Raw genomic sequence first — 20,339 nt, 5'->3', positions numbered from 1 at the left:
CTCCTCTTTGCAAAAAAACTGTGAAGGGCCTCTTCCATGAGGTCCATGCAAAGCAGCCGCATTCACTGCCTGGCGAGCACGGCAGAAATGAAGGCAAAAGAAGCAATTTACAGGTGATTGAGCGCAGCTATTACACTTTTGGAGTGCAGCAAAACGATCTGATCTTGGATTCTGCCAGCCCCGGCAGCCAGGGATCAGGCCGCCGGGGCGGCCACCGGGGCGCTGCAGACAAATGTGACCGTCGCTGCGAGGCTGTCGCCCCCGGGCCCTTCGATCTGGACGCGGCTGACGGTACGCAGGCGCGGCGCCCGCTCCATGACGCGCAGGTGCCGGACGGTCAGCTTGCCCGCCATCATCGGGGCGGCCCCGACCGGCAGTGCCGTTTGGCGGAACCCCGCGAAGCGCAGATCGTCCAGCATCCCGGGCCCCGCCAGGTGCACCCCCTTCACGGTCTCGACGATGAGACTGAGCAGGTCTTCGAAGTCCAGAAGCCCGGCAAAAGCAAAGGTGCCGTTCAGCCCTGCCCCGCGCGGCCCCAGCGGCTCGAAGATCACATCGTGGCGGCCTTTCCGCCGCTCGGCCGGCTCGGCCAGCTCGGCAAAGCGCAGGACCACCGGGCCGCTGTCGCCGGACTGGGTGGCGAAGCGGGCCTCCCCGATCGGCTCCAGCCCCTCGGGCGGCGGCGTGTCGCCCAGCAGGCAGAGCACCTGGTTCCGCGTTCGGCGTGCGAAACCGGCAGCCGTGAGGACCGCCTCCGGTCCCAGGATGCCGCGCGCAATTCTGGCAGCGCCGGAGATGATCTGCGTCTCTCCCACACAGGCCTCACTGCCGTCGAGAAAAACGGGCAGGCGTCTCAGGGCGGTCGGCGTGCTGCTGCTGGCGGGATGCGCCAAGATGGTGGCCATGACTCGGTCTTCCGGTTGTTCCGGCGTTCTTGCTTGCTGCCGCCGCGGCCCAGCCTGACGAAGGCATGGTTGCCGGGCGCTTCCTCCGGACCTCCTTATACACAGGCGCCGGATGACCGATCTGTGACCGTTCTGGGGCAGAACCGAGCAGGCTGCGGTTTCGCGACAGCGCCGCTGGGGCGCTAGCGGAGATGAGGCCGGTTGCCGAGCAGACCGGCAGCGAAGAGACCGGCCAGGAAACCGCCGATGTGCGCCTTCCAGCCGATCTGAGCGCCGGCCAGGAAGTCGCCGAGACCGGTGACCCCGAAGACCAGGTTCAGGCCGATGAGCACGAAAACCAGGCTGAGGCCGGCGCGCCGCCGCAGCCCGCCGCGGTCCAGCAGCATGAAACGCGCCGCGGCGCCGGTCATGCCGTAGACCACGCCGGAAGCACCGATCAGCAGGATCTCTCGCCCGCCGCGCAGCACGAATTCGGCAAGCGCCCCGGCCGCCGCCGTCAGCACCACCAGCAGCAGGAAGGCGACAAGGCCGACCCGGCGCTCGACGAAGCTGCCGAAAGCCAGAAAGAACCCGAGATTGAGCAGCAGATGGGTGGCGTCGGCGTGCAGCAGGGCGTAGGTGACGAGGGACGGCAAAGCGCCGAGCTCCGGCAGGCTGCTGCCCTGCGGCCAGAAGGAGAAAGACTCGAAAGCCAGCGTCAGGACCAGCCAATCCCCGCTCCGCCCCGGCAGAACCACCTGCAGCGCGAAGACAGCCAGGATCGCCAGGGTCAGCCACTTGGTGCCTGCCGGCAGGTTGAAAATCGGCTCCCGCCCGCCGGGCGGCGGAGTGGGCTGACTGGGGTCGGGTTGCGGGGTCATTCTGGCGCGAATGGCAGTGACAATCGATTACCGAAATGTGATATCGCGGCCAAGCGAAAACAATAGATTTGAAAAACCTGCGCCCCTCTTGTGTGAGAGAGCGTGAGTGTCTTTGAAGTGCTCACAAGACCCGGATGGAAGCCTGAGCGGCGGAAAAGGGGTCAGCTCGCGGCATATGTCTGGCTGGCAGGGGGCGTGAAGGTTCAGCAAGGGTCTATGGTGATGAGCATACGAAGGTAAGACGGCTTCAACTCATTATCGCTTAGTCAAATTCTCGTACTGCATTTTCGCCATAATTGGTGTCAAACTTCTCTCGTCAGTTCGGGGGAGCAGGCATCGATGAGAAGATTGAGACGCGTTGCAGCCTTGATGTTCGTTGCTGCATCCAGCTGGCCCTTCCAAACACTTGCGCAGACGGCTGATGAGTCCGCTTGGCAGACACTTCACATGCTCAACGGCCGCCTCCTCGTCTCGGCACCCGGGAACTCAATAGATGAAACGGTAGGCGCCGATAGCATCATGGCGGCGGCACCTGCAGAAGGCTCCATCTCTCGGATTCGCATTCCACTTGCAGATACTGAGATCGTTGTTCAGGCCCGCGAGCTTTACGCCTTGTTTCCAAGCGATCCGGAAACGTTCTTTCGTAACGTGGTGCTGGGTAGCGAGCAGCCGGTTGGCGACGTGACCCCGTACAGTATTGATTTGAGCTTGCCGCTCAAGGCTTACGGAATTGGAAAGGGCAGTTATCGCCACCCTTCAGGTGATTATGTCTTGGCAAACGTGCTTATTGCTCAATCAGATGGTTCCGCACAGCATCTTCAGATTATGACCTGGGAGAAGCCTCCCGAGGTGGTCGCCCGTGCCGAAGCAATTGCCGAGCGCATTGTCTTCAGTCTTCGTGCAGGTCCACGTCAGGAGTTGCCCCGTGGCGGCACTCACACGCTGGTGAAGGTGAAGCAGAGCGACGGGGAACTGGCAGACTTAACACTTACCATCCCAAAGGAATACACTTTCTCCAAAGAGCAAGGGCCTGATTTCGTCGTCTTTCGCATCGGCAGGCTGGTACCTCTCGACGCGACCACCGGTAGCTTTGGAGTCTATGTCGGGAACTTCCCTAGCTATCACTTCTCCCACAAAGGCATACCACTTGAGAAGCTAAGGAGAACGCCGACCAAGATTCTGGGCCATCACACCGAGTGGCTTGAGCGTTTTGAGCCCCCGTTACCAGGAAGCCCCGGTTGGGTTCATCGCGAGGTGATTCTCAGACCAGATTCCTTGTCCGACGGTCTCGCTTTGCACATCTTCATCTCGGCCCCGGAGGACGGCAGTGAGCTTGCAGAGCTCACCAAAACCGCAGAAAGCGGAATCCAGATCTCTAAGCGGTAGGGCCCGGGAACCACATCACCCTTTCACCCGTCCTTCGGCAGAGTCGATTCCACCAGGGTGGCCCAGTAGCTGGCACCAACCACGGCGATGTCGTCGTTGAAGTCGTAGTGCGGGTTGTGGACGGCGCAGCCGCCGGGCCCGCCCTCGGTGCCGTTGCCGAGCCAGATGTAGCAGCCGGGCCGGGCCTCAAGCATATAGGCGAAGTCCTCCGAACCCATCAGCGGTTCGGCGCCGACGCGCACGTTCTCCGCGCCCACCACCTTGGCGGCCACGGCGGCGGCGATGTCGGTCTCCGCTTCGCTGTTGACCAGCGCCGGATAGCGCCGCTCGTAGCGCAGGGTCATGCGCGCGCCCTGGGAGGCGCAGATCGCTTCGGCGATGCGGGCGATGTCCTCCTCCACCTTGGCCTGGGTGTCCTTGCGGAAGGTGCGCACGGTGCCGCGGATCACCGCCGTCTCCGGAATCACGTTCCAGGTGTCGCCGGCATGGAACTGGGTGACGCTCAGGACGACGGAGTCGATGGGCTCGGTGCGGCGGCTGGCGATGGTCTGCAGCGCGGTGACGATCTGCGCCCCGGTGATCACCGGATCGATGCCCTGGTGCGGCATGGCGGCATGGGCGCCCTTGCCGGTGATGGCGATCTCGAAGATGTCGAAGGCGGCCATCGCCGGCCCGGCGCGCATGGCGACCTTGCCGACGGGCTCGCCCGGCATGTTGTGCAGACCGTAGACGGCCTCCACCGGGAACTTGTCGAACAGCCCCTCCTCCACCATCACCCGGCCGCCGCCTTCGTTTTCCTCGGCCGGCTGGAAGATGAAAGCGACCCGGCCGTCGAAGTTGCGGGTCTCGGAGAGGTACTTGGCCGCGCCCAGCAGCATGGCCGTGTGGCCGTCATGGCCGCAGGCGTGCATCTTGCCGTCGTGGCGGGAGCGGTGATCGAAGTCGTTCAGCTCCTGGATATGCAGCGCGTCCATGTCGGCGCGCAGGCCGATGGCCCGCCCGCTGGCGTTGGTCCGGCCATCGAGCAGGCCGACGACACCGGTGGTGGCGAGGCCGCGGTGCACCTCGATGCCGAACTCGGCCAGCTTCTCGGCCACGAAGTCGGAGGTGCGCTGCTCCTCGAAAGCGGTCTCCGGGTGGGCGTGAAGATCGCGGCGCCAGCCTTTGATCTCCTCATGGAACTCGGCGATACGGTTGATGACGGCCATCGGGGGCACTCCTCTTGGCTTCTTTTTTCAGGCTCGCGGCGCTTGGCTTCCGGCGACGGTGGCCGCTTATGCCTGTTTCGGGAGCCGGCGCGGCTCCGCTTCCGCCAGGCGGTCCTCTTCCACGGCGTGGCAGGCCACCGCGCCGGCCGCCGTCGTCAGCGGCTTCGGCGCTTCGCGCTTGCAGCGCTCATTGGCGAAGGGGCAGCGCGGGTGAAAGTGGCAGCCGCTGGGCGGGGAAATCGGGCTCGGCACCTCTCCGGCCACCGGGATGCGGTGGCGCCCGGTCATCTCCAGATCGGGAATGGCGTCCAGCAGCATGCGGGTGTAGGGGTGCTGCGGGCGGCGGAACAGCGCCCGCGCCTCGCCCCATTCCACCAGCCTGCCCAGGTACATCACCCCCACCATGTCGGAGATATGATAGACCACCGCCAGGTCGTGGCTGATAAAGAGATAGGTGAGGCCGAGGTCGCGCTGCAGGCGCTTCATCAGGTTCAGGATCTGCGCCTGCACCGAGACGTCCAGCGCGGAGGTCGGTTCGTCGCAGACCAGGAACTCCGGGTTGCTGGCGAGCGCCCGGGCGATGGAGATGCGCTGGCGCTGGCCGCCGGAAAACTCGTGCGGGAACTTCTCGCCGTCAGCCGGGGCCAGGCCCACCTGCATCAGCAGTTCGCCCACGCGCTGGGCGATCGCATGGCTGTCGCGCGAAAGTCCGTGGGCGCGGATCGGCTCGGCGATGATGTCGGCCACGCGCCAGCGCGGGTTGAGGCTGGCATAGGGGTCCTGAAAGATCATCTGCAGGCGCTTGCGCAGCGGCGCGATCTCGGCCCGTGTCTTCAGCCCTGCCATGTCCGTGCCGTCGAATTCGATCTTGCCGCGGGTCGGCTGGTAGAGCCCGACCACGAGGCGGGCCACGGTGGACTTGCCGCAGCCGGACTCCCCCACCAGGCTGAAGGTCTTGCCGCGCGGAATCTCGAAGGAAACGCCGTCGACGGCTTTCAGGTAGACGCGCTTCTCCCCCTGCAGAATACGATTCAGCAGCGGCGGCGAGACATCGAAGGTCTTGGCCAGGTCGGTCACGGCGACCAGCGCCTCGTCGTGCTTCTGCTGCACCGCCTCAGCCATGGGTCCCGCTCCGCCCCGCGGCAGCCTCGTCGAACAGCCAGCAGGCCGCCTGGGTGGCGCCGACCGGCTGCAGATCCGGGCGCTCCCGCCGGCAGCGGTCGAAGGCCCGCGGGCAGCGCGGGTTGAAGGCGCAGCCCTGGGGGATGGCGTTCAGCCGCGGCATCGCGCCGTCGATCTGGGTCAGGTCTTCGACATCGTGGCCGACCAGCGGAATCGAGCCCATCAGCCCGGCCGTATAGGGGTGCTGGGCGCGCAGCACCACGTCGGCCACCGGCCCGATCTCGACGATGCGCCCGGCATACATCACCGCCACCCGGTCCGCAGTCTCGGCGATCACCCCCATGTCATGAGTCACCAGCATGACCGCCGCCCCGTGTTCGCGGCAGAGGCGCTTCAGGAGCGCGATGATCTGCGCCTGGATCGAAACGTCCAGCGCCGTCGTCGGCTCGTCGGCGATGATGAGCCGCGGGTTGATGCAGAGCGCCAGGGCGATCACCACGCGCTGGCGCATGCCGCCGGAGAACTGGTGCGGATAGTGGTCGATGCGCTCGGCGGCGGCGGGAATGCCGACCTCCTGCAGCAGGTCGATGGCCCGCTGGCGTGCCGCCTTCTCGCCCAGGTCGGTGTGGGTGAGGATGGTTTCCGTCAACTGGCGCCCGACCGTGTAGAGCGGATTGAGAGACGTCAGCGGGTCCTGGAAGACCATGCCGATTTCCCGCCCCCGGATGCGCCGCATCTGCTCGTAAGGCAGGTTGTCGACGCGCCGGCCGTCGAGATGGATCGTGCCGCCGGCGATATGGCAGGGCGGCTCCAGCAGACCGATGACGGCAGAGCCGGTGAGCGACTTGCCGGCGCCGGACTCGCCTACCACCCCCAGCACCTCGCCCTCGCTGATGTGAAAGGACACGTCGTCGACGGCCACCAGGGTGCCGCGGCGGTTGGGAATCTCGATGCGCAGGTTGTCGACCCGCAGCAGCGGCTGGTTGGAGGGACGGAACTCGCGGGCGGGATCGCTCATGACGGCGTCAGCGCAGCTTCGGGTTCAGGGCGTCGCGCAGCCAGTCGCCCAGAAGGTTGACCGCCAGCACCAGAACCGCCAGGGCGGCGCCGGGAAAGATGGTGATCCACCACGACCCCGAGAAGAGAAAATCATTGCCGACACGGATCAGGGTGCCGAGAGACGGCGAGGTCAGCGGTACGCCGACACCGAGAAAGGAGAGCGTCGCCTCGGTGATCACCGCAATGGCCAGGTTGATGGTGGCGATCACCAGCACTGGCCCCATGACGTTGGGCAGGACATGGCGGATCATGATCAGAACCGGCGGGATGCCGATCACGCGGGCCGCCTGCACATACTCCTTATTGCGCTCCACCATGGCCGAACCGCGCACGGTGCGGGCATACTGGACCCAGAACGACAGGCCGATGGCCAGCACCAGAACGTAGAACCAGACCTCGCTGTGGAAGTCCCGCGGCAGCACGGCGCGGGCCAGCCCGTCGATCAGCAGCGCGATGAGGATGGCCGGAAAGGTGAGCTGCACATCGGCGATACGCATGATCACCGCATCCACCGTGCCGCCGAAGTAGCCGCTGACGAGACCCAGCGCGATGCCCAGCACCATGGCGAAGAGCACAGAGGCGAAGCCGACGCCGAGGGAAATGCGGGAGCCATAGATCATCGTCGAGAGAATGTCCCGCCCCTGCGCGTCGGTACCGAGCAGGAACCTGGGATCTCCATCGGCATACCAGAGCGGCGGGATCTCGGCATCGAGCAGGTCGATGGAGGCAAGATCAAAGGGATCGTGCGGCGCCACCAGCGGTGCGCCGATTGAGGACAGCACGAAGAACAAGGTGACGACCGCCGAGACGATGACCACCGGCGAGCGGGTGAAGGAGTACCAGATATCGCCGTCGAAAAAGCGCTTCAGCGCATCGACGAAGCGCGCCCCTATGCCCGCCTCCACCGCGATCGGCTTGTCCTGACTGACGGCCACGGCTGCCCTCCTACTGATGCCCGCCGGCCACGGCCTTGTCGGCACGCAGGCGCGGGTCCACCACGTAGTACAGCAGGTCGACGATCAGATTTATGACCACGAAGAAGAAACCGATCATGATGAGGTAGGAGGCCATGACCGGTATGTCGACCTCGTTGATCGCCTGGATGAACAAGAGGCCCATGCCCGGCCACTGGAAGACCTGCTCGGTGATCAGCGCAAAGGCGATGATGGAGCCGAGCTGCAGGCCGGTGATGGTGATCACCGGCACCAGGGTGTTCTTCAGGGCATGGCCGAAGTTCACCGCCCGGTTGGTGAGGCCGCGGGCGCGGGCGAACTTGATGTAGTCGGTGCGCAGCACCTCCAGCATTTCCGAGCGCACGAGGCGCATGATCAGCGTCATCTGGAACAGCGCCAGGGTGATCGACGGCAGGATCAGGGCCAGAATGCCGGACTGGGTGAGAAAGCCGGTGCTCCACCAGCCGATCTGGGTGGTCTCGCCGCGCCCGAAGGTGGGCAGCTGCGGCAGCAGGGAAAAGCCGATGGCCTGGTTGATGTCCTGCGACATCACCCCGAATACCAGAATCAGCAGGATACCGATCAGAAAGGTGGGCAGGGAAATGCCGATCAGGGATACGGTCAGAAAGACCTGGGACAGGAAGCCGCGGCGGTGCAGCCCGGTATAGACACCCATCGGCACGCCGATGAAGAGCGCGAGGACCGCAGCGACGAAGGAGAGCTCCAGCGTCGCCGGCATGCGCTCGGCGATGAGCTCGGAGACCGGGCGGCGGTGGCGGTAGGAGAGGCCGAAGTCGCCCTGGACCGCGTTCACCAGAAAACGGCCATACTGCACGAAAAAGGGGTCGTCCAGGCCGAGACGCTCGCGCAGCTCCTGGCGCTGCTCCAGGGTCGTGTCCTGGCCCACCATGTTGTTGATCGGATCGCCGACGTAGGTGAACAGCGAGAAAGCGATAAAGCCGACCGCCAGCATCACCAGGATGGACTGCAAGAGTCGTCGAACGATGAAGGCGATCATAAGGCCACGAACCCCGCGAAGGGGGGCCCGGACCGCTCAGCCCGGGCCCCAGACGTCGATGTACCTTACTTCACCGTGACATACTGCAGGTGAAAGACGTTGTCCGCCCTCTGCGCGACCGTCGCGTCGTCGCTAACGCCCCAGGACAGCGGCTGCTGATGCAGCGGAATGTGGCCGACCTCTTCGGAATGAATCTTGAAGGCCTCATTGATCAGGGTCTGCCGCTTTTCCTGATCGGTTTCGGTCTGGATCATGTCGGCCAGCGCCGTGACGCGCTCATTGCAGTAGCCGCCGAGGTTGAAGGCGCCCTTGCCGTCCTCGCGGCAGGACATCAACGTCGAGATCGGATTGTGCGAGTCGAAGGTTGAGGGCGTCCAGCCCAGCAGATAGAAGCTGGTGTCGTAGTCGTTCTGCGCCAGCACCTTGCCGAAGTACTTCGACTTGGTCTGCGCCAGCAGATCCACCTTGACGCCGATCCGCGCCAGCATCGAGGCAACCGCCTGGCAGATACGCTCGTCGTTGACGTAGCGGTCGTTGGGGCAGTCCATGGTGACCTCGAAGCCGTCCGGATAGCCGGCTTCGGCCATCAGGGCCTTAGCCCCCTCCACGTCAAGCGGCAAACGATCGTTGAGCGCGGCGTTGTAGCCATTGATCTGCGGCGCCACCATCAGGTTGGACGGCGTGGCCGCCCCGCGCATCACTTTCTTGCGGATCGCTTCGATGTCGATGGCCTGATAGAAGGCCTGGCGCACGCGCTGATCCTTGAAGGGGTTCTCGCCCTTGATGTTGGAATAGAGCAGCTCGTCGCGGTCCTGATCGAAGCCCAGGAAGATGGTCCGCGCCTCCGGGCCGGTCAGCGGGCTGACACCGTTGGCATCCTCCAGGCGCTTCCAGTCCTGCACCGGAATCGGGTAGGCCATATGGACATCACCGGAGATCAGGGCGGCGACGCGCGTCGCATCCTGGCTGATCGGCGTAAAGACCGCCTCGGTGATGTTGCTGTCGTTCTGCCCCCACCAATTGGGGTTGGGCACCAGAACCGTGCGGACGTCGGGCTGCCGCTGCTTCACCATGTAGGGGCCGGTGCCGTTGGCGTTGATATTGGCGTGATTGCCCTGGTCGTCGCCCCGGACGTTGGTGGCCTCGGTGGTGTTGTGCTCCTCGGCCCACTCCTTGTCCATGATGTAGAAGATTTCGAGCTGCAGCGGCAGGATTGGATTGGGCTGCGGCGTCACGATATCGACCGTGAAGTCGTCGACCTTGACGGCATCCTTGATCAGGCCGGCGACCACCTTGATGTCCGAGCCTTCGCTGCGGATGCGCTCGACCGAGAAGATCACATCGTCGGCGTTGAAGGTGTTTCCGTTTTGAAACTTCACGCCCTTGCGCAGGGTGAAGCGCCAGGTATCGGGCTTTACGTTCTCCCAGGAGGTCGCCAGCGCCGGCACCAGCTCAAGATCCGGCGTGCGCGTCACCAATCCCTCGTAGATATTGGCCTGAAACCCAAGTGTCATGGTTTCAAAGAGACCATGCGGATCCATGGTCTGAACGTCGCCCTGAAAGGCCCATTTGAAGGTTTTCGCTTCGGCTACCCCGCTGCCGATGGCAAGCGCCATGCCCGCTGCGGCCGCCAGCAGGCCGGTCCACAGAGTCGTGCGTCGCTGCATCTTCATTGTTGTCTCCCTTGTCGGCTTCCCTGTCTGTCCGCACCTGCAGGCCGGCGAAGGACGATGGCGATCGCCGGAAAATGCAGGCGTTTTTTGCTTGTCCGCGCCGGTTACCCTAGTACGAGGCAGCCTGCCTTAACAAGCTGATTACGGGAAGTAGGACCATAGCCTTCGCCCCCTGTCATGCGGCGCTCACAGCCCGTCACGCTTCACGAAGCCACCGTCCTTCATGATGACCGGAATGCGTGCGCCCTGATCGCCCAGAACACCAAGGTCAGACAGCGGATCGCCGTCCACGACCAGAAGGTCGGCCAGGGCGCCGGGGGCGACCACCCCCAGTTCGCCCTCCGCGTTCATCATGGCCGCATTGACCGAGGTGGCGGAGCGCAGCACCTCCGCCGGCGACAGCACCTCCGCCCGGATCGTGAACTCCTCGCTCTGGTGCGCCTGCATGGCGCCGAGGAGGTCGGTGCCGAAGCCCATCCGGACCCCGGCGGACCTGAGGATTTCGAGGGAGGTGAGGCCGGCGGCGCGCACCTCCTTCAGCTTCTCCTGGCTGACCGCCGGCAGGCCCAGTTCGGGGCCGAAGCGGTGCAGCGCATCGTAGGTCACCAGGGTCGGCACCACGTAGGCGCCTTCCGCCGCGCAGAGCGCCGCTGTCGGTTCGTCGATCAGGTTGGCGTGTTCGATGGAGCGCACGCCGAACTGCACGCAGCGCGAAATCGCCTCGGGCGTATAGGCGTGGGCCATGACGTAGGTCCGCCAGGAAGCGGCCTCCCAGACGATGGCGCGGATCTCCTCCTCGGAGTACTGCAGGTTCCAGATCGGATCACTGGGCGAAGCCACCCCGCCGGAGGCCATGATCTTGATCTGGGTTGCCCCCTTGCGCAGCTCCTCCCGCGCCGCCTGGCGCACCGCCGGGACGCCGTCGGCAATGACCCCGAAGACATGGCTGCCCTGGCCGCAGAAGCAGAAGGCGCTGTGGTCCTCCAGGCTTCGAAAATCGGCATGCCCGCCGGTCTGGGTCAGCGCCCGGCCGGAATAGAACAACCGCGGGCCCTTGATGAGCCCCGCCTTGATGGCCAGCGCCAGGCCGTAGTCGGCGCCGCCGGCATCGCGCAGGGAGGTGAAGCCGCGGGCCAGCGCCGCCTCCAGCAGGTGACGGGCGTGCTGGGCCAGCAGCGAGCGGGGCATGGCCTCCATCTTGGCGAAATCCGGGTCGGCGGCCATGGCATGGAAATGCGCGTCGATCAGGCCCGGCATCAACGTCCGCCCGCCGAGATCGAGGACTTCCGCCCCCTCCGCCGTGATGGGCCTGTCGGAGACCTCCTTGATGACCGAGCCTTCGGTCAGGACTTCATGGCCCTCCAGCAGTTGGGACCCCTGCCCGTCGAACAGCCGGCCATTGCGGAACAGAACCTGTCCCATAGTCTCGCCCTCCCCGCGGCCGGCCTGTGCACCCGATCTCACAGCACGACCGATCCGCTCTCACTGAATGCACTCATGCTAGGGGCTTGTCCGACGGGTGGCAATCAGCCCCCACGCCGGAGCTCGCGCAGCGCCTCGCGGGCCAGCGGCTCGGCTTCCGCCCAGCCCATGCCGGGGCTGAGGCGCGCATCGTAAAGCATGCGGATCAACAGGCGGTCGCGCGCGGTCAGGGCGACCTGGCGGCCGGAGTCGCTGAACACCGAGTCGGCCGTCGGCGCCAGATCGTTCATCGGCCCCAGGACCTGGGTCACCTCCTGCACCAGGCATCCCTCTATGGTGCGCGCACCGCGGTCGGCGCGGACGAAGGCGACGGCGAAGTCGATGCTGCGGCCGCTGGGCCAGCCGCCCCAGAGAAAGCCGAAGCAGGTCGCCGAGCGTTCCATCTCCGCCAGCAGCGCTTCATAGCTGGCCCGGTCGGCGATCTTGTGAGCGAACAGCCCAACGTGACGGCGGGCCGCGGCAAAGGGATCGGCACCAAGGAAGACCAAGAGGTTGGCTTGGGAGACCTGCGCTGAAGATATCTCCAGCCCGGTGAGCCCGGCCAGGTCCTCCAGATGCGCCTCCGCCAGACGGCGAAAGGACGGGGGGACCGGCGCCCGCAAGTCCTCGGAGTCGCCGTCGACCAGGGCAACGCGGACCGGGATCGTCCACTTGGCCAGGTGGTCGCGGCGCGGCCGCGGACGCCCGTCACTGCCCAGCACCGGTCGTGCTGTCTGAAAGGCCAGGGTGTGAAAGTCCTGCAGCAGAGCTTCTTCCTCCGGCTCGGGCGGCGCCGGAGCGGCGCAGCCGGCAAGCAATGTCAGGAGAAGGCAGGAGAGGTGCAGGGCGCGCCTGATTGGCAGGGCTTCCGACTTTGCACAGGTCCGGCGACGCGAAGCTGCTATGATGTCAGGCACTGCGCTGCTCCCGATACGCCAGTCGTAAACATTGCCAATTCCCCGCCGCGCTTCAGATTAATCCGAGGGGTTTGGCGAACACGCCCGACGCCGCCGGAAAAGGCCCTTCCACAGGGACAGCCTGACCCGGCGATCGAGTGCCGGTGTGCGGCCACGACACCCGCTGCGCCGCCATGACAAAGGAGACTCGCTGCCCGCATGTATGCTTTTTTTGAGCGCCTCTTCAACCCTCTCGCACCGGCGGCGATCGAGCGTCCGCCGACCTTGACCCGTGACTTCTTCATTCACTTCCTGTCACCGGTCAAAGGGCTGCTGCTGGCCACCCTGCTGATATCCGGGGTCGCGGCGGCGGCCGAGATCGCGCTCTACTACTTTCTCGGCATGCTGGTCGACTGGCTGACCACCGGCAACCCGAGCACCTTTCTGCAGGATTACGGCTGGGGTCTCGCCGGAATGGCGGTGGTGGCGGTGCTTCTGCGCCCCATTGCCACCCTGGTCTCGCGCGGCCTCATCAACCTCAGCCTGGCGCCCGGCCTCACCAACCGGGTGCGCTGGTTGAACCACCGCTACGTGCTGCGGCAGAGCCTGGCCTATTTCCAGAACGATTTCGCCGGGCGGATCGCGCAAAAGGTGTTGCAGACAGGCCACGCCGTGCGGGAAGCGGTGATCAACGTCATCGACGGCGTCTGGTTCCTGCTGATTTATCTGATCGGCACTCTGGTCCTCTTTGCCGGGATCGACTGGCGCCTGCTGCTGCCGGTGCTGGCCTGGACCCTGGCTTATGCAGCGGTGATCTACTTCATGGTGCCGCCGGTGCGGCGCAAGTCCTCGGCCCTCTCCGAAGCGAACTCCGCCCTCACCGGGCGCATCGTCGACAGCTACACGAACATCCAGTCGGTCAAGCTCTTCGCCGACAGCGAGCGCGAGGATGCCTTCGTCGCCGAAGTCGTGGACCGCCACACCCTGGCGCTCCGGCGGCTGATGCGCTCGGTCGTCGGCATGACCATCACCCTGACGGTGCTGAACACGGCCCTCATCGTCCTGGTGTCGGGGCTGGCCATCGCGCTTTGGATTCAGGAAAGCATCTCCACCGGTGCCATCGCCGTGGCCATCAGCCTGATCATCCGCCTGACCCAAATGTCCGGCTGGATTCTGCGCACCGTCACCAGCCTGTTCGAGAACATCGGTACCGTGCAGAACGGCATCGAAACCATCTCCCAGGCCTACTCGGTCGCCGACCCGCCGGCCGCCAAGACCCTGACCGTCAACGACGGCGAGGTACGCTTCGACGGAATCCGCTTCCACTACGGCAAGGAAGACGGCGTGATCGAGGATCTCAGCCTGACCGTGCGGGCGGGCGAGAAAGTCGGCATCGTCGGCCGGTCCGGGGCCGGCAAGTCGACCCTGGTCAACCTGCTGCTGCGCTTCTACGACCTGGAGGGCGGACGCATCCTCATCGACGGCCAGGATATCGCGGAGGTTTCGCAGCACAGCCTGCGCAGCCAGATCGCCATGGTGACCCAGGATACCGCACTGCTGCACCGCTCCATCCGCGACAACATTCTCTACGGCCGGCCGGAGGCCAGCGAGGCCGAAATGCGCCGCGCCGCCGACCTCGCCGAGGCCCTGCCCTTCATCCCCGACCTGGAGGACATGCAGGGGCGCCGCGGCTTCGAGGCCCATGTCGGCGAACGCGGCGTCAAGCTGTCGGGCGGGCAACGCCAGCGCGTGGCCATCGCCCGGGTGATCCTGAAAGACGCGCCGATCCTGGTGCTGGACGAAGCGACCTCGGCGCTCGACTCCGAGGTCGAGGCGGCAATCCAGAGCCAGCTCAAGAACCTGATGGCCGGCAAGACCGTGATCGCCATCGCCCACCGTCTCTCCACCATCGCCTCCCTCGACCGGCTGGTGGTCATGGACCAGGGCCACATCGTCGAGCAGGGCAGCCATGCCGAGCTGCTGCGCCGCGGCGGGCTCTACGCCCAGCTCTGGGAACGTCAGTCCGGCGGCTTCCTCGGCCTCGACGCGGAGCGCAAGGCCTCGTGAGGATGGCACCCTAGGCCATGGCCCAGGTGCTTCTCATCCTGGCGCATCCGCTGGAGGACAGCTTCTGCGCCGCCATCGCCGCACGCGCCGCCGCGGCCCTCACGGCCAGGGGCGATGCCGTCGACGTTCTCGATCTCTACCGCGAGGACTTCGATCCGCACCTCAGCCGGAGCGAACGCCTCAGGTACTACACAGACCAACCGGATCATTCCGCGGTGGCAGACCAGATCCGGCGCCTGCAGGCCGCCGACAAGGTGGTGCTGGTGTTTCCCCAGTGGTGGTTCAACATGCCGGCCATTCTGAAGGGCTACTTCGACCGCGTGTTCCAGCCCGGCGTCGCTTTCGACCACACCCCGGGCTACGGACAAATCCGTCCGCGCCTGACGTCGCTGCAGGCGGTCCTGGCCGTCTCCACGCTCGGCTCCGCCCGCTGGGTGAGCGCGCTCTTCATGGGCCATCCCGTCGACCGGCAACTGCGGCGCGGGATCGTCGGGGCCTGCGCACCGCAGGCCCGCTTTCGCAAGCTGACCTGCTACAACACGGAAAAGATCGACGCCGAACGGCGGGAACGCTTTCTGAAGCGGGTCGAGAGAACCGCTGCGACGCTCTGAGGCGCGCACGATAAGCCTTTGCGAGAGGCCCGAAGAGTAAAGGACATCAAAGAATTGGCAGCCGGCCATGCGGGAGAGTAGGCTGCCCCCGGTCCCTTCCATGGGCCGGAGGCCTCGGCCCTGGCGGGACCGTTGCCCTTTGGAGAGAGCCCTTTTCTGGAGACCAGCATGAGCGATCGCTCGAACTCGGCCGTCGACCGGGACATCGCCTACCACCTTCACCCCTATACCAACGCCCGCAAGAACGAGAGCGAAGGCTCGCTGATTATCGACCGCGGTGAGGGCGTCTATGTCATCGACAGCCAGGGCAACCGCTACCTGGAGGCCATGGCCGGCCTCTGGTGCACCGGATTGGGCTTCAGCGAGGAGCGCCTGGTGAAAGCGGCCAGCGAGCAACTGGCCAGGCTGCCCTACTACCACTCCTTTGCCCAGAAGACCGCCGGCCCGGCCGTCGATCTGGCCGAGAAGCTGGTCGGGATGACGCCGCCGCAGTTGACCAAGGTGTTCTTTGCCAACTCCGGCTCGGAGGCCAACGACAGCGCCATCAAGATGGTCTGGTACTACAACAACGCGCTCGGCCGGCCGCAGAAGAAGAAGATCATCAGCCGGGTCAAAGGCTACCACGGGGTCACCATCGCCGCTGCCAGCCTGACGGCCATGCCCTACGTGCAGGCCGGCTTCGACCTGCCGATCGCCAACATCATCCACACCGGGGCGCCGCACCACTACCGCTTCGCCGAAGACGGCGAGAACGAAGAGGCCTTCACCGACCGGCTGGCCCGCGAGCTGGAGAACCTGATTCTGCAGGAGGGCCCGGAGACGATCGCCGCCTTCATCGGCGAGCCCCTGCAGGGGGCCGGCGGGGTGATCGTGCCGCCGGAAGGCTACTGGGCCAAGATCCAGGCGGTGCTGAAGAAGTACGACGTGCTGTTGATTGCCGACGAGGTCATCTGCGGCTTCGGGCGCACCGGGCGGATGTTCGGCAGCGAGACCTTCGGGCTGGAGCCGGACATCATGACCTGCGCCAAGCAGCTCAGCAGCGCCTATGTCCCGATCTCGGCGGTGCTGATTTCCGACCCTATCTACCAGGCCATCGCCGACAGCTCGGCGAAGCTCGGGTCGTTCGGCCATGGCTACACCTATGGCGCCCATCCCGTTGCCGCCGCCGTCGCCCTGGAAACGCTGAAAATCTACGAGGAGCGGCAGATCGTCGAGCATGTCCAGGCCATGGCGCCGCGGTTGCAGGACGGCCTCCGCCGCTTCCAGGACAGCCCCATCGTCGGCGAGGTCCGCGGCATCGGCCTGATCGCCGCCGCCGAACTGGTCGCCGACAAGGCCGCCAAGACCCCCTTCGACCCGCCGGGCAAGGTCGGGGCCTACTTCGCTGCCCGTGCCCAGGCCCAGGGTGTCCTCTTCCGCAACCTTGGCGATACCATCGCGGTCTGCCCGCCGATGGTCATCACCGAAGCGGAGATCGACCGCTTGCTGGAGGGCTTCGGGACCGCGCTTTCGGAAACCGAAGCCTGGGTTGCCGCCGAGGGCCTGGCGGCGGTGGCCTAGGACCGTTCCCAGGGAAGCCCCGCAGGCGCGGCGAAACGCCCCTACGGCCCACAAAACCGCCGGTTATGCGGCGAATTGACACCCTGTTCACAAAGCTTTGTCATTATCGAGCAGATTGAGCTATGACCGGCCTTGCCGGGATTGCTAGAGTTGCAGCAAAGCAGGCCGTCAGTCGCAAACGCCTGGATTGACGGACATCAAAGCCCACCCAAGTGGCGTCGCTAGACTTGCCGCCGAAGAGGGACAAATACCTGCACAGATGGATTGAGAGACATCACGCGCATGGACTTCGAGCGGTTTTTTGCTGAGGAAATGGCCGGCCTGAAAGCAGAGGGCCGCTATCGGATTTTTGCCGATCTTGAACGCAGGATGGGGAACTTCCCCCGCGCTGACTTCCACGGGCCCAGAGGCGTCGAAGCGGTCACCGTTTGGTGTTCCAACGACTATCTGGGCATGGGCCAGCATCCGGACGTGATCGCCGCCATGCACGAGGCGATCGAACGCTGCGGCGCCGGCGCCGGCGGGACCCGCAACATCTCCGGCACCAACCACTACCATGTCCTGCTTGAGCGCGAACTCGCGGCGCTGCACGGCAAGGAATCCGCCCTGCTGTTCACCTCCGGCTATGTCTCCAACTGGGCGGCGCTCGGTACCCTGGCCAGCCGCCTGCCCAACTGCACCGTCTTTTCCGACGCCTTGAACCATGCCTCCATGATCGAGGGCATCCGCCAGAGCCGGGCGAAAAAGGCGATTTTCCGGCACAACGACCCGGAAGACCTGGATCGTAAGCTCTCCGAGGCCGGTCCCGACGGAGCCAAGCTTGTGGCCTTCGAGTCCGTCTACTCGATGGACGGGGATGTCGCGCCCATCGCCGAGATCTGCGACGTGGCGGAGCGCCATGGCGCCATGACCTATCTGGACGAGGTCCACGCTGTCGGCCTCTACGGCGATCAGGGCGGCGGTATCGCCCAGCGCGACGGCGTCGCCGACCGGGTGACAGTGATCGAAGGCACCCTGGGCAAGGCGTTCGGCGTAATGGGCGGCTACATTACCGCATCGGCCAACCTGACCGATTTCGTGCGCAGCTTCGCCTCCGGCTTCATCTTCACCACCTCCCTGCCGCCGGCCATTGCCGCCGGGGCTCTGGCCAGCGTGTCTCACCTGCGCCGCAGCCAGGCGGAGCGGACGGCTCACCAGGAGCGCGCCGCCACCCTGAAGCGGCGGCTCACCGACGCCGGCCTGCCCGTCATGCCGTCAGAGAGCCATATCGTGCCGGTGCTGGTCGGCGATCCCGTCGCCTGCCGCGCGGTCACCGACCGCCTGATGGCGGACTACGGCATCTACGTGCAGCCGATCAACTATCCGACGGTGCCGCGCGGGACCGAGCGGCTGCGCCTCACCCCCTCGCCGCTGCACAACGACGCCGATCTCGACCATCTGGTGATGGCCTTGGGCGAGATCTGGCAGGCCATGGACCTGCGCCGCGCCGCCTAAACGCCCCCGGCGTGCGATTGCCGGGTCTCGTTACGCCACCCCCAAAACGTCGCAGCCCCGCTTGTTGCCAAGCTGCCCGCGCGGCATCTCGTGGTGCATCATTCTGGGTTCGGGCTGGGTTCGGGCTGGGTTCGGGCTGGGTTCGGGCTGGGCACGGGTTAACCCTTGGGCACAAATAAGTCACGGGCCAGGCATTGCCGGGATGGGCGCAAAAAGGCAAAGCTATCAAAAGCTTCGCGGGGGGAACTGCCATGCCTGACTGCAGAAAGATCGCGGCTCGTCTCGGCCTGACGGGGGCCGCGCTCCTAGCCGTGCTCTTGGCCGGCCTGCTGGCACAGACGCCGCTTCCAGCCTTGGCCCAGAATGAGACCCAAACCAATGAGGTCGAGGCCCAGGCCCAGAGCGAGACGCCGGCTCCCGAGCAGCCCGCGCAGGCGGTCGAACGGCTGGTGGTGGTGTCCTGGGGCCGCAGCTACGGGCGCGGCCAGGAGGAGGCGATCTACAAGCCCTTCACAGAGGCAACCGGCCAGCCGATCCTGCGCCAGGACTATCGCGGCGGCATGCAGCAGATCCGCGCCCAGGTGGAAAGCGGCGAGGTCTACTGGGACGTCGTGGACATCGAGCCTGCAACGGCGGACAGGGGCTGTGAAGAGGGCCTTTTCGAACCGCTGCCGCTGCTGCTGCCGCCGGCGCCCGACGGTGCCTCCGCCGCGGAAGACTTTCTGCCGGGCACACTGCACCCCTGCGCCGTGGGATCGATCGTCTGGTCTCTGGTCGTCGCCGTCGACAGCGATCAGGCGGGCGAAAACCAGCCGGACCGCATGGCCGATCTCTTCAATCTCAATGACTTCCCGGGCCGGCGCGGCCTGCGCAAGACCCCCAAGGGCAACCTGGAATGGGCGCTGATCGCCGATGGTGTGGCTCCGGAAGCGGTTTACATGGAACTGGCCACGGAGGAAGGCGTAGACCGGGCTTTCGCCAAGCTGGACACCATCAAGGACCAGATCGTCTGGTGGGAGGACGGCGAAGAGCCCGGCCAGCTTCTGGCACGCGAAGCGGTGCTGATGACGTCGGTCTACAACAGCCGCATCTTCCGCGACGTGGCCATTGAGCAGGAACCCTACACCGTGATCTGGGACAACCAGATCTGGGACGTCGATCTCTGGGCGGTCCCCAAGGGCGCCCGCAACAAGGAGCAGGCGCTGGAGTTCATTCGCTTCGCCACCAGCACCGAGCCGCTGGCGGAGATCACCAAGTGGCTGCCCTACGGCCCGGCGCGGCGGTCGTCCAATGCACTGGTGGGCCCGACCGTCATCGCCGCGGACGTCGACATTGCCCCCTTCCTGCCGACCCATCCGGATAACTTTTCCACAGCGCTCAGAAGCAGCGCCTCGTTCTGGGGCGAAAACGGTGCCGCACTGGTGGAGCGCTTTAACGCCTGGCTGCAGGAACCCTCCGGCTAGGGCCTGGGTATGGGCCTGGGTATGGGCCTGGGTCCGGGTATGGGCCTGGGTCTGCCGATCGGCAGGGCATCCGGAATGCGGCCCGGAAGACCGCCCGAGCGCATCTGCGTCAGATGAGCGATGGTTTATTGAGAATCATTCTCAAAAACATGGACAGCGCAGGGTAGAAGCGCTATATTGCTGTTAACGGACTGGATCGATCCGGTCGGGTAGGCTCAGAGAGGCCACACCCAGCCGATTTCCGAAAGGGCCACGGCGCCATGTACCGCGACAATACGCTGATTCCGAGCGAGGCTGTCCGCCTGCTGGCTCTGGGCATTCTGGCCGGCCGGCCGATGCCCTATGCCCAGTTGGCGAAGGAAGTGCGGCACTTCACCGGACGCATTATCGGCCCGTCGCTTGACCTCGTAGGAGCCCCCCTTGAAGTCCTGAAGGTGGAGGGTCTTGTCGAACCCGCCGATCCCGGCGCCAAGGGCGAGGACGCGGTGCTGACGGTCACCGAACTGGGACGTACCGAGATGCGGCGGCTTCTGGCGTCGAACGTGCGTCCGCAGGTCAGCGACATCAACAAGCTGATCATCGCCTTGAAAATGCGCTTCCTGC

General features: G+C 65.5%; 16 protein-coding genes and 1 pseudogene. 7 read left to right on the top strand and 10 right to left on the bottom strand.

The genetic code is table 11. The annotated features are described in order from the left end of the window. Nucleotides 1-194: 194 nt before the first annotated feature. Together Q0982_RS02865 and Q0982_RS02860 are read right to left on the bottom strand one after the other, a co-directional pair. On the bottom strand, nt 195-905 hold the full coding sequence (locus tag Q0982_RS02865) for a hypothetical protein (RefSeq protein WP_299391539.1): 711 nt from the start codon (nt 903-905) through the stop codon (nt 195-197). 182 nt (nt 906-1,087) lie between these two features. Next, nucleotides 1,088-1,765 (bottom strand): rhomboid family intramembrane serine protease, encoded by a 678-nt coding sequence (locus Q0982_RS02860; RefSeq protein WP_299391537.1) that lies wholly within the window; start codon nt 1,763-1,765, stop codon nt 1,088-1,090. Between the two features lie 339 nt (nt 1,766-2,104). Between Q0982_RS02860 and Q0982_RS02855 the strand changes: the two genes are divergently transcribed. After that, nucleotides 2,105-3,151 carry a hypothetical protein gene (locus Q0982_RS02855; protein WP_299391536.1) on the top strand — a complete coding sequence of 349 codons (1,047 nt, stop codon included), beginning with the start codon at nt 2,105-2,107 and terminating at the stop codon, nt 3,149-3,151. Nucleotides 3,152-3,174: 23 nt separating this feature from the next. On the opposite strand, the gene Q0982_RS02850 is transcribed toward Q0982_RS02855, so the two are convergent. From Q0982_RS02850 to Q0982_RS02815, 8 genes are all read right to left on the bottom strand, one after another. Beyond that, the gene (locus tag Q0982_RS02850; RefSeq protein ID WP_299391534.1) at nt 3,175-4,359 is read right to left on the bottom strand and encodes a M20 aminoacylase family protein; all 1,185 of its coding nucleotides are present in this window, start codon (nt 4,357-4,359) and stop codon (nt 3,175-3,177) included. 66 nt (nt 4,360-4,425) lie between these two features. Next, nucleotides 4,426-5,481, bottom strand: coding sequence for an ABC transporter ATP-binding protein (locus tag Q0982_RS02845; RefSeq protein ID WP_299391532.1), 1,056 nt, complete (start codon nt 5,479-5,481; stop codon nt 4,426-4,428). After that, complete coding sequence (locus Q0982_RS02840) at nt 5,474-6,499, bottom strand: ABC transporter ATP-binding protein (RefSeq protein ID WP_299391531.1); 1,026 nt, start codon at nt 6,497-6,499, stop codon at nt 5,474-5,476. Before Q0982_RS02840 ends, Q0982_RS02845 begins: the two co-directional genes overlap by 8 nt. Before the next feature lie 7 nt (nt 6,500-6,506). Continuing rightward, nucleotides 6,507-7,475, bottom strand: coding sequence for an ABC transporter permease (locus Q0982_RS02835; RefSeq protein ID WP_322096936.1), 969 nt, complete (start codon nt 7,473-7,475; stop codon nt 6,507-6,509). A gap of 10 nt (nt 7,476-7,485) precedes the next feature. Then, a complete protein-coding gene (locus Q0982_RS02830) occupies nt 7,486-8,511 on the bottom strand; it encodes an ABC transporter permease (protein WP_299391529.1) in 1,026 nt (341 codons plus the stop codon). Nucleotides 8,512-8,576: 65 nt separating this feature from the next. Beyond that, a complete protein-coding gene (locus Q0982_RS02825; protein ID WP_299391528.1) occupies nt 8,577-10,184 on the bottom strand; it encodes an ABC transporter substrate-binding protein in 1,608 nt (535 codons plus the stop codon). Between the two features lie 186 nt (nt 10,185-10,370). Further along, nucleotides 10,371-11,606, bottom strand: coding sequence for an amidohydrolase family protein (locus Q0982_RS02820; RefSeq protein ID WP_299391526.1), 1,236 nt, complete (start codon nt 11,604-11,606; stop codon nt 10,371-10,373). Between the two features lie 104 nt (nt 11,607-11,710). Next, entirely contained in the window at nt 11,711-12,562 is an 852-nt protein-coding gene (locus Q0982_RS02815; RefSeq protein WP_299391524.1) for a DUF2927 domain-containing protein, read from the bottom strand. Nucleotides 12,563-12,760: 198 nt separating this feature from the next. Between Q0982_RS02815 and Q0982_RS02810 the strand changes: the two genes are divergently transcribed. From Q0982_RS02810 to Q0982_RS02785, 6 genes and pseudogenes are all read left to right on the top strand, one after another. Further along, nucleotides 12,761-14,608: an ABC transporter ATP-binding protein gene (locus Q0982_RS02810; RefSeq protein ID WP_299391523.1), complete on the top strand. Its 1,848-nt coding sequence runs from the start codon at nt 12,761-12,763 to the stop codon at nt 14,606-14,608. 17 nt (nt 14,609-14,625) lie between these two features. Further along, the gene (locus Q0982_RS02805; protein ID WP_299391521.1) at nt 14,626-15,219 is read left to right on the top strand and encodes an NAD(P)H-dependent oxidoreductase; all 594 of its coding nucleotides are present in this window, start codon (nt 14,626-14,628) and stop codon (nt 15,217-15,219) included. Nucleotides 15,220-15,387: 168 nt separating this feature from the next. Next, nucleotides 15,388-16,779, top strand: coding sequence for an aspartate aminotransferase family protein (locus Q0982_RS02800; RefSeq protein WP_299391519.1), 1,392 nt, complete (start codon nt 15,388-15,390; stop codon nt 16,777-16,779). Between the two features lie 282 nt (nt 16,780-17,061). Further along, nucleotides 17,062-18,273, top strand: a complete 1,212-nt coding sequence (gene hemA / locus Q0982_RS02795; RefSeq protein WP_299391619.1) for a 5-aminolevulinate synthase — start codon at nt 17,062-17,064, stop codon at nt 18,271-18,273. Between the two features lie 251 nt (nt 18,274-18,524). Continuing rightward, on the top strand, nt 18,525-19,736 hold the full coding sequence (locus tag Q0982_RS02790; protein WP_299391517.1) for an extracellular solute-binding protein: 1,212 nt from the start codon (nt 18,525-18,527) through the stop codon (nt 19,734-19,736). A gap of 260 nt (nt 19,737-19,996) precedes the next feature. Next, nucleotides 19,997-20,339, top strand: a pseudogene (locus Q0982_RS02785) (hypothetical protein); the annotation flags it as partial.

It is taken from the genome of Pelagibius sp. (assembly GCF_028281305.1).
Taxonomy (GTDB): domain Bacteria; phylum Pseudomonadota; class Alphaproteobacteria; order Kiloniellales; family Kiloniellaceae; genus Pelagibius.
The sequence above is the reverse complement of the archived record's forward strand: the minus strand, read 5'-3'. Positions and strand labels throughout refer to the sequence as shown.